Origin of the sequence: Acinetobacter sp. Tr-809 (genome assembly GCF_011753255.1) — a bacterium.
Taxonomy (GTDB): domain Bacteria; phylum Pseudomonadota; class Gammaproteobacteria; order Pseudomonadales; family Moraxellaceae; genus Acinetobacter.
Genome location: NZ_VWVZ01000009.1, coordinates 58,026 through 71,543, shown reverse-complemented (window position 1 = coordinate 71,543; position 13,518 = coordinate 58,026). Strand labels below are relative to the sequence as shown.

Annotated in this window: 13 protein-coding genes and 1 pseudogene; 4 read left to right on the top strand and 10 right to left on the bottom strand. The window is 41.2% G+C overall.

Annotated features, from left to right (window positions below):
* Nucleotides 1–127: 127 nt before the first annotated feature.
* Nucleotides 128–607 (bottom strand): CHAP domain-containing protein, encoded by a 480-nt coding sequence (locus tag F3J02_RS17180; RefSeq protein WP_167251229.1) that lies wholly within the window; start codon nt 605–607, stop codon nt 128–130.
* Nucleotides 608–1,273: 666 nt separating this feature from the next.
* Between F3J02_RS17180 and F3J02_RS17175 the strand changes: the two genes are divergently transcribed.
* Entirely contained in the window at nt 1,274–1,753 is a 480-nt protein-coding gene (locus F3J02_RS17175; RefSeq protein ID WP_167251227.1) for a copper resistance protein NlpE N-terminal domain-containing protein, read from the top strand.
* A gap of 276 nt (nt 1,754–2,029) precedes the next feature.
* Here the strand turns inward: F3J02_RS17175 and dusA are convergent, their stop codons facing one another.
* The 3 genes from dusA to F3J02_RS17160 form a co-directional block, all read right to left on the bottom strand.
* Nucleotides 2,030–3,034 (bottom strand): tRNA dihydrouridine(20/20a) synthase DusA, encoded by a 1,005-nt coding sequence (gene dusA, locus F3J02_RS17170; protein ID WP_167251225.1) that lies wholly within the window; start codon nt 3,032–3,034, stop codon nt 2,030–2,032.
* 112 nt (nt 3,035–3,146) lie between these two features.
* Nucleotides 3,147–4,340, bottom strand: a complete 1,194-nt coding sequence (locus F3J02_RS17165) for an MFS transporter (RefSeq protein ID WP_167251223.1) — start codon at nt 4,338–4,340, stop codon at nt 3,147–3,149.
* Between the two features lie 19 nt (nt 4,341–4,359).
* Entirely contained in the window at nt 4,360–4,779 is a 420-nt protein-coding gene (locus F3J02_RS17160) for a RidA family protein (protein WP_167251221.1), read from the bottom strand.
* A gap of 868 nt (nt 4,780–5,647) precedes the next feature.
* On the opposite strand from F3J02_RS17160, the gene F3J02_RS17155 reads away from it, so the two are divergent.
* Genes F3J02_RS17155 through F3J02_RS17145 form a run of 3 tightly spaced genes read left to right on the top strand, consistent with a single transcriptional unit; the run spans nt 5,648 to nt 8,568 of the window.
* Entirely contained in the window at nt 5,648–6,775 is a 1,128-nt protein-coding gene (locus F3J02_RS17155; RefSeq protein ID WP_167251219.1) for a Re/Si-specific NAD(P)(+) transhydrogenase subunit alpha, read from the top strand.
* A gap of 11 nt (nt 6,776–6,786) precedes the next feature.
* The gene (locus F3J02_RS17150; RefSeq protein WP_004655717.1) at nt 6,787–7,110 is read left to right on the top strand and encodes a proton-translocating transhydrogenase family protein; all 324 of its coding nucleotides are present in this window, start codon (nt 6,787–6,789) and stop codon (nt 7,108–7,110) included.
* A 3-nt stretch (nt 7,111–7,113) separates the two neighbouring features.
* Complete coding sequence (locus tag F3J02_RS17145; protein ID WP_004655715.1) at nt 7,114–8,568, top strand: NAD(P)(+) transhydrogenase (Re/Si-specific) subunit beta; 1,455 nt, start codon at nt 7,114–7,116, stop codon at nt 8,566–8,568.
* A 61-nt stretch (nt 8,569–8,629) separates the two neighbouring features.
* Here the strand turns inward: F3J02_RS17145 and F3J02_RS17140 are convergent, their stop codons facing one another.
* From F3J02_RS17140 to F3J02_RS17115, 6 genes and pseudogenes are all read right to left on the bottom strand, one after another.
* Nucleotides 8,630–9,451 carry an SDR family NAD(P)-dependent oxidoreductase gene (locus F3J02_RS17140; protein WP_167251217.1) on the bottom strand — a complete coding sequence of 274 codons (822 nt, stop codon included), beginning with the start codon at nt 9,449–9,451 and terminating at the stop codon, nt 8,630–8,632.
* Nucleotides 9,452–9,631: 180 nt separating this feature from the next.
* Nucleotides 9,632–10,252 (bottom strand): annotated as a pseudogene (locus F3J02_RS17135) (NUDIX hydrolase N-terminal domain-containing protein).
* A gap of 179 nt (nt 10,253–10,431) precedes the next feature.
* Nucleotides 10,432–10,830 carry a ribosome silencing factor gene (gene rsfS / locus F3J02_RS17130; protein ID WP_004655709.1) on the bottom strand — a complete coding sequence of 133 codons (399 nt, stop codon included), beginning with the start codon at nt 10,828–10,830 and terminating at the stop codon, nt 10,432–10,434.
* Between the two features lie 81 nt (nt 10,831–10,911).
* Entirely contained in the window at nt 10,912–11,706 is a 795-nt protein-coding gene (locus F3J02_RS17125; protein ID WP_167251215.1) for a hydroxypyruvate isomerase family protein, read from the bottom strand.
* A 23-nt stretch (nt 11,707–11,729) separates the two neighbouring features.
* Complete coding sequence (locus tag F3J02_RS17120; RefSeq protein WP_167251213.1) at nt 11,730–12,596, bottom strand: NAD(P)-dependent oxidoreductase; 867 nt, start codon at nt 12,594–12,596, stop codon at nt 11,730–11,732.
* Between the two features lie 21 nt (nt 12,597–12,617).
* Nucleotides 12,618–13,406, bottom strand: a complete 789-nt coding sequence (locus F3J02_RS17115) for a crotonase/enoyl-CoA hydratase family protein (RefSeq protein WP_167251211.1) — start codon at nt 13,404–13,406, stop codon at nt 12,618–12,620.
* Between the last annotated feature and the right edge of the window lie 112 nt (nt 13,407–13,518).

The following is a 13,518-nucleotide window of genomic DNA, read 5'->3' as shown; positions in this document are numbered from 1 at the left end:
CAATTTATGCAAAAGTATTTTTTATGATGAATAGCAAGCTTGTTTCATCGTGAAGAGGGGGCAGCATTTGGGTATTAACTACGCTGTTGCAGAAGCAGGGTGAGTTAAGAATGGCACAACCCAGAGATTAAGCTTGCGGATACTGTGGCGCTAAACGGTAGTAACTATAAGTCACATTCGGATCTTTATAAACATCATAGCTACGTTGCTTATAGTCAGATACCCACTGTGATCCTGTAAAACCTGCAATATGTCCGTAACGATGTTTTTTGGTGCGGTGGATAATATAAATATCGCCTGGCTGGGGATTATTAAATTCAGGTGTGATTTTTTGATACCCAATCTGTTGTAAGGTGCGTCCCCAGTCTGATGCAGCAACAGGATGTTGAACGATATTTGCACCAGCAGATTGTAAAGCGATTCTGACGAATTTAGCACATTGAGATGAGCTGCGATAAGATGCTCGTTTGGTCAACTTCTGAGAGAACTTACTCACATCAATTCCCGAAGACGATGGCAGCTTTGGCATCTCTCGATAAGGAATAACCACCTGTTGCGAGGGTGGGTGAATCATACTGTGATCAACTGAAGGTACATCATAAATCATTGTGAATCTCTACCGCATTTTCAAAACAACTGAACGTGTGCCAGAATTTATTACGGCGCCCATAGTAAGCGATAAATCTTAAAAAAACTGAAATGTAACGTAATAATATAACATTTTAGCTGTTGTAAAGATCACTTAGCTGAATTTCTATTTAAGAATCTTTTTCATTATCAGTAAGTTGTTGGTTGATTAGTTTAGATAAAATGATTTGTAAGATTATATTTCATTTTTGCTTAAAAAATGGACTGATTGATATGGGGAATTAGATCTGCTTTGATACGTAGTGTTTATCTAAACTTATGTTTAATATAATGATATGTGATAAATTGATTGAAGTGCTCCGTCCTGAGAAATTTTCAAATCTTCATCAGCATAGTGCAATGAATTCTGCGATATATCAAAAAATTTTTTTTGAATACTAGCGTCTTTAAAATATTTAGCTAAATATTGCGATGCTTGATCGTGAATACTTATATATGAATCCCCTTATTCTTAATAAAAAACAAAACCATTTAGTACGTCTTTTTGCATAAAATCTAAAAATATTCCTGTGGCTAACATATATTGCAGCACTTGCTCTGGCACCATTGCTGAACGTATAGTGATGCGCTGCGTCGTGTTGAATCTGCAATGAATGTTAAATATTGAGTTTGAGAGAAATCGTATATGAAGAAGGCATTGCTGGCTTCCTTTGTTTTTACCAGTATCTGCTTTGGATGTTCACAATCTAATGAGGCAAAAAATCAAAGCAATACACAAGCACAAAAGTCAGATGTACATTCAAATAAGCAACATTTCGTCAATAATCCTGAGTTTAAGGCATGGGTAGGGCATTATTCTGGAGTGGTGCCATGTGCGACATGCGTGACGAGCTGTGATGGTTGTTTAGGTACAGGCGTTGATCTCATAATCAAGGCGGATCAAACCTTTGTATTGGAACAAACTAATAATAATGATAATAGTCCAGCTAAAATTTATGCAGGGAAATTTAAGTTTCTGGATAATGACCAGTTAAAGATTCAGCTACAAGGTGTCCCTGCTCGGAATATGATTATGTTAGGTGATGAACTGACGGAAATCATTGATACAAAAACACAGATGCCTTTTGATTATTATGAAGAGTTTCAGTTAGCTAAAAAAGTTTAACTTTGGTTATGTTCATATTGAAAGGGCATGTTGCATACTTTCTAGCTACACATAGTTTACACTTTTGAAGATCGACAAATCCCGCGGTAGGTGGTGTAAACTTTGGCTATTTCTGGAAGACGAAATTGTGAAATCACGCTTGAGCATAACCAAGGATTCAAGTTGTTAAGCTCAAGTGATTGGTGAGACTTTTAGGTTATCGCAAGCTCAGTGGTGGTGGAACATAGCGTAATTCGCTATGTTCCCATTCAGATAAGTTATGTTTAGAACATTGAGTTAGTTTTGATGCTCTTTTAAATAATCTTCAGTACGTTGCATTGCGGTTTGAATATTTTGAATTGCATTTTCGATATCAGCAATCGTTTTGGCATTGCCACCGCTCAGTGCTTGACGCCATTTTCTTGCGCCAGGCAAGTTTTGGAATAAGCCTAGAATATGGCGGGTGATAATTGAAAGTGGTGCGCCTTCAGCTACACGCTGATGAATATAAGGCATCATCTGTTGCATGAGATCAAAACGATCAGGTGCTTCCAAATTCCAAAGTTGGCCCATCTCAGCCAATAGGTACGGATTGTGATAGGCTTCACGACCAATCATCACCCCATCAACATGCTGTAAATGTTGTTGTGTTTCTTCGAAGGTTTTGATGCCACCGTTAATCTCAATGGTGAGGTGTGGACGTTCTTGCTTTAAGCGATAGACATCGTCATAACGTAATGGCGGAACATCACGGTTTTCTTTAGGTGATAAACCTTGCAAGATGGCAATACGTGCATGCACGATAAAATGTGTACAACCCGTTGCCGCCACCGTATCGACAAAATGCAGCATTTCTTCATAAGACTGCATATCATCAATCCCAATACGATGTTTCACCGTCACAGGAATCGACACTGCTTTTTGCATGCTATGAATGCATTCGGCAACGAGATTGGGTTCAGCCATGAGACATGCACCAATCTTATTATTCTGTACACGGTCACTTGGGCAACCTACGTTTAAATTAACTTCGTTATAGCCCCAGTCTTCAGCCATTTTGGTACATGTGGCTAAATCTTGCGGATTTGAGCCGCCAAGCTGTAAAACAATCGGATGTTCTTGTTGGTTGAAGTCGAGATGGCGATTGGCACCGCCATAAATAATCGCTCCCGTGGTCACCATTTCGGTATACAGCACCACATTAGGATTAAAAAGACGTGCAAAGAAACGATAGTCTTTTGTTGTCCAATCCATCATCGGCGCGACGGAAATACGTGGCTGTAATGATTCAAGTGGTTGCATAAACAGATCTCGAATGTGGACAAGCAAAGAAAGGGCAGCATTATACGAGTTTTGTGATCAATTCACCAATGCTGATCCCCGTCACTTCAATTTTCACTATGCGGATGAAGATCTAGGAGGTGACCCTGTTGTTTTTCTTCGTTAAAAGGTAATCAAACAAGCTAAACAACATACAGGCAAAGACCAGACTGATTCCAGCCAAACAAGTCATGCTCCAGCCGCCGTGATTCCAAGCAAAAATACCAAGTGCTGAACCACATGCTCCACCAGTAAAATAGGCAGTCATATAAATCGCATTGATACGAGACTTCGCATCAGGACGTAAACGGAAAATCACACTTTGGTTACTGGTATGGACTAAGGCGAGAGCCAATTGGATGAGTGCAAAGCCGAGAATATAACTGAACAAGAGGCTTTGTCCGAAATAGAAACAAATCCAACTCAAGATAAATAAAGCACAACCCATCCAAGTCAGTTGGCTGGTATAGCCCTGATCTGCATATTTACCGATATATTGCGTAGAGAGGGCGCCAAAGATCCCGACCAAAGGCACCATACCAATTAAAAGATCTTGAAGATGATGTGCTGAAGTTAGCAGTAGGGCAATCGTAGAATATAGAATACTGACCGCAGCAAAGGCGAAGCCGCCTGCAAGCGCACGTAAGACTAAGCGTTTTTCTTGCTTGAGTAACTGCGCCATGGAGACAAAGACTTGGCCATAATTCATTTTCATGCGCATGGCATAAGGTAAACGGCTTTTTAAGGCATAAGCCAAAATCAACATTAATATGCCGCTGACCACATAAATCACTTTCCAGTGAAATAAATTCGAAAATAAGCCTGCCAGACTGGTTGAAAGTAAAATACCTACCAGCAATCCACTCATTAAAAAGCCAATTACTTCACCTGTTTTTTCTGGTTTTACGGTCATGGTTGCGAGGGGAATCAACACTTGTGCAGCAACTGAGAATAGTCCAGCCATGACCGTACCGAGCCAAAGCATAGGTAAGTTGATAGAGAAGGCACTAATAAATAAGCCAACAGCACATAACACCATCAATAAAGGAATGAATTTAGTCTTATTGACTACATCGCCCATTGGCACAATAAACAGCAAACCCAATGCATAAGAGACTTGGGCAAAAGTTACAGTTAGTGCAGCTTGACCTTCAGTCACGGCAAAGTACTGTTGAATGGAGTGAATGAGCGGTTGACTATAATAGTTGGCACCCGCACACAAACCACATGCTGCAGCCATAAACCAGAGTAAGGTTTTATTTTGACTAATATCTTGAGGGGCAGACATAATTTTCTCTATTGCTGGTTTAAGCGGTATAGGCCGTTGCTTCAACTTCGATTAGCATGCCTTCCAATGCCAAACGCGGGACAGGAATGAGCGTACATGCTGGGAAAGCATGGTTTTTCCATAAATCTTGTATAATTTGGATCAAAGCCTGATGCTTTTCAGCATCATGCTCCACAATTAGAATGCGTAAAACAGCGATATCCACAATTTGAGCATGGACTGAAGCTAGAGCATGTTGAATATTATAGAAGACTTGTTGTACCTGTTGCTCAAAATATTCTGAAAGCTCACCATTTTTATTTTCCCCACCTTGGCCTGCGATATGAATGGTACGCATATTGGGGGGGACAACCGCAATATGACTATAACCATTACCACGTGGATTATACAGTTCATTCGGATTGATGATTTTAAAGATAGGAGTGTTGATCTTATTCATAGCGAAAAACATCATGCTGAATATTGAGATAATTGAGTATCAAAGCTCAAGTTAGCTTGAGGTCAAGCGGATTTTGAAGCTAAAGCAACAATCAATGACAATAAAAAGCCTATTTTTTAGAATTTTAAGTTTTATGCAGATCAAAGGTTGTTTGAACTTAGAGGGGTGGGTATTTATTGCACCAATATTGTGCAATAAAGAAGCTTTTTCTAGACAAAACTATACAAATATCACTTGAAAAAATGCCTATCTAAGTTTTTTTAACTCTTTTTTGATTTTTCTGAAGTATTTGCTGCATGCAATTCAGATTAATTGATAAGGAGAAATAAGTGCTCATGCTTATAACTCACTTGAGTTCTATAAATTAACTAATAAAAAGTAGCCGAAAAGACCAATAAAAGTTCAGAGAAGCCAATCCCTCCTAACAACTGCATGATTATGATGCCGATTCAACCCATCTATCATTACTAGATAAAAGGAGTGATCCAATTTGGTAAAACGAATTTAGTCTATTGGTAATGAGGATAAGGGCGATCAGTAGGTTTATTGAGTGAATACCGCTTTTATCTTTCTTATGAGAAAGGGAAATGCAAGAAAATAGATGGATTGATTACGAGAATGCTTGAGTTCTCACATTTATGGAATATGAAAAACAAGGTCTGACTGATCAAAAGGCAAACCTGCGGATCATACAAGTTAAAAATGTGAATGTGAATCATCAGTTCAAAATATAGGTATTTATTAAATAAATATTGGGTGGAAATTTAAAATACTTCCATTAGAATCCAAATTTCTACAAAGAATACTCCTGGGGGAAACATTGCTATTTGCGATGTTTACTTAAGAAAAACTAGCTTGAGGAACGCTCATGCAGATCGGAATCCCAACCGAAACTGTTGCAGGTGAAAGTCGTGTAGCGGCTACACCAGAGACAGTTAAGAAGTTGATTAACGCAGGTCATAGTATTGTCATTCAACGTGGTGCTGGTGTTAAAGCTGCATACATTGACAGTGCTTATGAACAAGTTGGCGCAACCATTACGGACGATGCTTATACAGGCAGCCAAATTATTTTGAAGGTACGTGCCCCTAAAGGCGATGAAATTCAAAAGCTTGCGGCGAATACTACTGTCATAGCAATGTTTGACCCTTACCGCAATCCAGAACTAGATCAGTTTGCTAATCAGCAAGTGTCTGCTTTTGCTCTAGAATTACTTCCACGTACGCTTTCTCGCGCACAAAACATGGACGTACTTTCTTCTCAAGCAAACTTGGCAGGTTATAAGTCTGTATTGTTAGCTGCGGCTGAATATCAACGTATGTTCCCAATGTTAATGACGGCTGCAGGTACTGTAAAACCTGCGCGTGTTGTGATTATGGGTGTTGGTGTTGCGGGTCTTCAAGCGATTGCGACTGCGAAACGTTTAGGTGCGGTCGTAGAAGCAACTGACTTACGTCCAACAGCAAAAGAACAGGTTGAATCTTTAGGCGGTAAATGGCTTGATGTGCCAATGTCCGATGAAGAAAAACAAAAAGCTGCGGATGCTGCTAAAAATGGTTATGGCTGGATGCCGGGTGAGCAATACATCAAGGACCAAGCCGCGATTGTAGATAAAGCTGTGTCAAATGCTGACATCGTGATTACCACTGCATTATTGCCAGGTCGTGATGCGCCACGTCTAATCAAAGCGGAAACTGTTGCCAAGATGAAACCGGGTTCTGTCATTTTAGATATGGCAGTTGAAACGGGTGGTAATGTTGAAGGTTCTAAAGAAGGCGAAACAGTCACAACTGAAAATGGCGTGAAAATTTTGGGTATTCCAAACATTCCAGGCACAGTTGCAACTGAAGCATCTGCATTGTATGCACGTAACGTTTTTAACTTCCTTGAGACATTATTCGACAAAGACAAGGCCTTTGCGATCAATCAAGAAGAAGAAATCCAAAAAGCGTTACTCGTGACTCATGGCGGTCAAGTACTGCTCAAGCGCGGTTAAGGAGAGTTCTCATGGTTGAAACGATTACAATTTTCGTCCTTGCCATCTTCGTTGGTTATTACGTGGTGTGGGGTGTAACACCTGCATTACATACACCATTAATGGCGGTAACCAATGCATTGTCTTCAATTATTGTTGTTGGCGCGATGATCCAAACTGTTGGTATGCCAGCGATTGGTGTAGATGCTAACGTTGCATTCCAAAGTGTAAACGTGGTGAGTATCCTTGGTGCGATTGCTGTGTTCTTGGCAAGTATTAACATCTTCGGTGGCTTTGCTGTAACTGCTCGTATGCTTGAAATGTTCAAGCCGAAGCAAAAGAAAAAAGAGGGCTAAGCAATGGAATTCATTCGAGACTATGCGGATTGGTTCTACCTGATTGGTGCTGTCCTTTTTATCTTAACTTTACGCGGTTTGTCTGGTCCTAAGACTGCAATTGCAGGTAACCGCTACGGTATGATCGCAATGGCGATTGCTGTAGTAACCACCTTCTTTGTTGCTGAACATCCAGTGGTTTGGATGATCGGTGGTGCAATGGTACTGGGTGCTGTTGTTGGTATCGCGCGTGCGAAAACAGTGCCAATGACACAAATGCCAGAGACTGTAGCATTGATGCACTCTCTCGTTGGTTTGGCTGCAGTATTGATTGCAATTGCGGCGATTCTGCACAATAACCAACTCACTGCATTATTTGAACAAAATGAAGCCGCGTTAACAGCTGCTGGTGTTCAACATGCACATATGAGTTCAGTTCATTTATTTGAATTGTTTGTTGGTTGCTTCGTTGGTGCGATCACATTTACTGCATCTGTATTTGCTTACGGTAAATTGGCTGCGAAGAAATGGGCAAAAACAATTTCTGGTGCATGGGTTAAACCAGTTCAAGCAACGATCTTTATTGCGATGCTTGCATGTGGTTTCTACTTCTTCACCACAGGTAACATGACTGCATTCTGGGCAATGACAGCACTTGCACTTGCATTTGGCTGGGTATGGATTGCACCAGTCGGTGGTGGTGATATGCCAGTTGTGGTATCACTTTTGAACTCATTCTCTGGTTGGGCTGCGGCAGGTATTGGTTTCACCCTTGAAAACAATATGTTGATCGTTGCTGGTTCACTTGTAGGTTCTTCTGGTGCGATTCTTTCTTACATCATGTGTAAGGCGATGAACCGTTCAATCATCAACGTTTTGTTTGGTGGTGCAATGGGTGGTGCAGCAGTTGCATCGGCAGATAAGGGTGAGCAAGTTCAACGTAACCACCGTTCTGGTTCGGCAGATGACGCAGGCTTCCTGATGTCAAATGCAGACAGCGTTGTGATTGTACCGGGTTATGGTATGGCGCAAGGTCGTGCACAGAATGCAGTTAAAGAATTGTGTGAAATCTTGAAAGAGCAGGGCGTAAAAGTTCGCTTCGCGATTCACCCAGTTGCTGGTCGTATGCCTGGTCATATGAACGTATTGTTAGCTGAAGCAGATGTTGCTTATGAAGACATCTTGGAAATGGATGAGATCAACTCAGATTTCCCTGCAACAGACGTGGTATTAGTGATTGGTGCAAACGACGTTGTGAACCCTGCGGCTAAAGACGATCCGACTTCACCGATTTATGGTATGCCGATTCTTGAAGCGCATAAAGCACGTACCATTATGGTGATCAAGCGCTCTATGGCGACAGGTTATGCTGGCTTAGATAATGATTTGTTCTACAATGAGAAAACCATGATGATCTTTGGTGATGCCAAGAAAGTTGTGGAAGATATGACGAAAGCAATCAATGGTGGTGGTCACTAATCTGACCCCAAACAGGATTGTAAAAGCCACCTTCGGGTGGCTTTTTTATTTGGCTTATTTTTTAAAGAAATTTTTCGACCAGACCTAGGGATTGCTGATAAAGGTTGCGTGCCAGTTGCTGATTTTTGGCATGTGAAGATTTCCAGTCAGGCATGTGCGCGCTGACATATTCTCCATTACGGTTTGCCCATTCATCACCAATCGCCATTTTGCTGATCAGATTTGCAGGAACGGAAGTTGGAACTAGACCTAATTTCATCGCTGCATAGACAGGTTTTGGTAGGTCACGATAAATATCAGAAGCGACACCACCTGGATGCAGAGCGTTGTTGGTGATTGAGCTACCCGCTAATTGTTCTGCTAATGCATTACTGAACAGTAAATTTGCAAGTTTCGATTGCCCATAATAAAACAGCGGATTATAAAAACCTTCTGCACGGAATTTATTGGATTTTATTGAGCCTACCCAATGTGCAATCGATGCCAAATGGACAATACGTGCTTGAGGCGATTGTTTTAAAGCAGGCAGCAGTTTTTGAGTCAATAAAAAATGACCGAGATAGTTGACGCCAAACTGTTGCTCAAATCCATCGGCAGTCAGTTGTTTGGTTTTGGCAAATAAGCCTGCATTGTTGATCAACACATCCAGATTGCCATAGCGATCTGCAATTTCATCAGCTGCTTTTCGAGTCAATTCAAGGCTGTTTAGGTCGAGGGAGATGAGATCGATTTGCCCTTGATCGAGCGCCTGTAATTTGTTTTGTGCTTGTTGTGCTTTCTGTGGGTTTCGGCAAGCTAGAATCACGTGTTGCCCTTGTTTGACCAACTGCTCTGCTGTGGCAAAACCAATGCCTGTATTGGCACCTGTAATCAGTATTTTCACTTCCTGTACTCCAGTTATGCTATTTATTGGTGGGATTGCAAGAATCTGTATAGTGCTGCAATTTTGACAATTTGTCATGTCAAATTTAAAGATGGGAGATGACTGGCATTTGCTCGTCCTTAGATGGCAAAGATGTTTTCCTTGGGGATTATGCTTGTTGATGGATTTTAGAATTGAGCATTAGTCGAAATAAGTATTCTCAGGTAATCCTTGTAATAACTCAAAAAATTGATGGATTTGTGCTTCGGTAACACGTGCTGTTGAAATTGGAGGTAATTCATCCTTGCCAAAGAAAGCCACCTCTGAGGTTTCGATGCTTGGCTTGAGTTCACCACCAATCAGTTCACACCAAAAAAAGGCTTTATACACGTGCAAGAACATGGCGGGGTGAGGGTGCTTTCTACGATCTGTGAGTGCGAGGAGTCTAACGGCCTTCACCTCTAACCCAGTTTCTTCAAGGACTTCTTTTTCAGCATTTTCTGCAGCGGAATATCCAACATCTGCCCAACCACCAGGAATAGACCATAAGCCATCCTGTGTCTCTTTGGCTAATAGAAGTTTATCGTCCTTAAAGACAACAGCGCGCACATCGATTTTAGGTGTTGCATAGCCAATATCTTGTAGTACATTGGGGATAAAAAGAGTGGTATCAATTTCTTTTAATTCAATCAAGGTGCGGACATGATCAAGTAATTGCTCATAACGCTCTTTATCGTACACATCTTTGCTGTAGTGCAAACCTGATTAAGCTAATCCTGTAATTTTATTGAGTGTTTCAATCCATGCGGCTGAATCTTTCATCTTATTCTAGCTGTACTTGAAGAGAAGATTTAATACTAGCATTACGATTATATTTTACAACGAATGGTCGGAAATTTAGGGTTAAATCAGCTTGTGCTATGCCCGTATTTAGCGCCATCTCTTTGCTTACATATCCCATATAAAAAAGCGACCTATTCGGTCGCTTTTTTTGAAGAGATTTACGCTACAGATTCGGGCGCACGCCATAGGCTTTCTAAGTCGTAGAACTTACGCGCGGTTGGTAGCATTACATGTACCACAACGAAACCGAGGTCGATTAAGATCCATTCAGCATCGCGTTCACCTTCGACACCGATTGGGCGGAAACCTGCTTTACGTGCTTCATCAGCAACATTATCTGCAAGGGCTTTAACATGACGAGTCGATGTACCGCTTGCAATCACAATTGCATCGGCAACATTACTGATCGTACTTACGTCAAGTTCAAGAATATCTTTGGCTTTTACATCAGTGAGAGCTTCATGTACAACGTTTAGGCACGCTTGTACATCTTTGTTCGCTGTTTTGATTTTTAGGTCGTGAGAATTAGAAGCGCTGGGCGATGGTTCTAAATTCATAGAGGGTATATTTTCCTGACAATTGCTCATTTTCAAATATACCGTTTTTCTCTAAAAAGTTCAAATTTTAGCAGTAACAGTTTATGTATTCACATCATTGGAAAAGTACTTCTTTTTCCATGCAAAAGATTGATCTGACTGAGTTTTTGGTCTGTATTCCGCTGCAATGAGACCTCGATAGTCACTTTGTAGTAACCAGTCAAAGATTTGTTTATAGGGGATATTTCCCGTATCTGGTTCGTGGCGGCCTGGACAGTCGGCAAATTGGATATGTCCAATTTGATGCAAGTTTTCCTGTAAACCTGCCAAAACATCTTCACCCATCATTGCCATGTGGTAACAGTCATATTGCATTTTCAGGGCAGGGTGGTTGATGGCTTCCAGCATTTCTTGTGCTTGAGCAATATTTTGAACTAAGAAACGTGGCATATCGTTGCCATTAATCATTTCAAAAACAGGTTCAATACCTTGTTCAGTTAACATATGACAAGCCAGTTTTAGATTGTTGGATAGGGTGTTAAGACAGGGGAGTAGATCTGCATCAAGAGGCTGTTTACCTGCCAGAATATTCACACGTGGAACATTTAATGCATTGGCATAGGTAATGGCGAGTTCAAGTGCTTGGTGAAATTCGACTTCACGACCAGGTATACCTGCAAGCCCATTGCCGCCTTGCATTAAATCGCCCGCAGGAACATTAATCAGGCAGAGAGATAAATTATATTGTTCAAGTTGGGTTCGAATATCAATAATGTCGAGTTCATAAGGAAATTGAATTTCCACATGCTGAAAACCGTGAGCTTGCGCTAAGGCAAAACGCTCAATTAAAGGGACTTCAGTAAAGATCATGGATAAATTGACTGCAAGATGGCTCATTTTCAGACTCCCCGAATCAATAATTATTGTTCTATATATTGAATAATAGTCGCTAAATCCTTATCGGCAAAGCCATTTTCTTGGTGAGCTTGTAACTGTAATAAGGCTTTTTGTGCCACAGGTATCTTTAAGTTAAAACTTTGCGCTAGATGTAACGCATTGTTTAAATCTTTTGATAAGGTTTGCACTTTCCATTGTACTGGCTCAAAAGTATGAGTTGCCATACGCGGTGCAAGGATTTGAAAGGGTTTAGAATCAGCAAAACCACCTGCGAGTGCAGGAGCAAGTAAACTTGTATCTACACCTGCTTGCTCTGCAAGGGCAACGGCTTCGGCGATCAGTGTGCTGTTGGCTGCAACAATCAATTGATTACAAATCTTGGTGGCCTGCCCCGTGCCTGACTCTCCCATACGGGTAACGCGCTGTGACAAGACATTGTAAATTGGAGTGAGCTGTTGAATAGTTGCAGCATCTCCACCAGCAAAAATAACCAATGTACCTTGTTCAGCTCCCATAGTTCCGCCTGATACAGGGGAGTCAATCCATGTGACCTGTTGTTGTTGCGCAGATTGAGCCAATTGTTGCGTCGCAGACACCGATAAGCTCGAGAAATCAACGATGATCTGCTCAGTTTTTAAATAGGGTTGAATTTGCGAGAAAACACTTTGCACCGCTTGATCGTCAGCTAAACAGGTCAAAATAACAGGATAGCTTGCGATATCATTTAGTACTAATAATGAAGCACCTTGTTGCTGCAAAGGTTCACATGCAAGTGGGCTACGGTTCCAGACCGCCACAGGATAACCTGCTTGCAATAGTCGGCTGGCCATACGTGTGCCCATTAAACCCATACCTAAAAAAGCGATTGGTGTTTTTTGATTCGCATGCATGTGAATGTACTCAAGTCGTGATTATTTATATTGGCGCGGTAAAAATTGAACTTCTGGATTTTTGTCTTTTTTACGTGCCAGGCTGCTGTTTTTACCTAAAATTAGTTTTAATTGCCAAAGTTTTTCTAAGCGTAATGCTTTTTCAGGTTGGTGTTCCATCGCATCCAAAACACGCTTGGCTGCCATAATTGCATCAGGTGAACGTTGTAAAATTTCTTCGGCAATGCTGTTTGCTTTGGCTAATGGATTAGCATCCAAATGTGTCACTAAACCAATTTCTTTGGCGTATTCAGCATCAAAGATACGTGCAGTTAAGGTCAATTCTTTAGCCAAATCAACACCAATGAGACCTTTTAATGAGCGTGTCAGTCCCATATCGGGTACAAGACCCCAGCGACTTTCCATAATTGACATTTGCGTATTTGGCGTCGCGATACGGATATCTGCTGCCAGAGCCAGTTGCATGCCTGCACCAAAGCAATAACCTTCAATTGCTGCGATGACTGGGATTGGTAGGTTTTGCCAGATCAAGAATGCTTTTTGGAATAAGCTTTGACCTGGTTTGATTAGTTCCCATGCGGCAAATGCGGTGTTTTTAGGGTTGTTTAAATCAGAAAGGTCGATGCCTGCACTAAAGACTTGTGCTTCACCAGTGAGAATGACACAGCGGATTGAACGATCTTTTTCAATTTTTTTTGCAGTTGCCACCAGCTCTTTGAGTAAGGCAAAGCTCATTGCATTACGTTTATCTGGGCGGTTTAAGGAAACTGTTGCGATTCCATTGTTCTTTTCAACGCGTAAAAGTGCCATCTGCCTTACTCTTATTGTGTTTGATGAGGCAGCATAGCATGAGTCTTTAGGTTGAAACATGACAGGCCAGTCACAAAAAGGACTGCCCGTATTTTAATCATTGATTATCCAA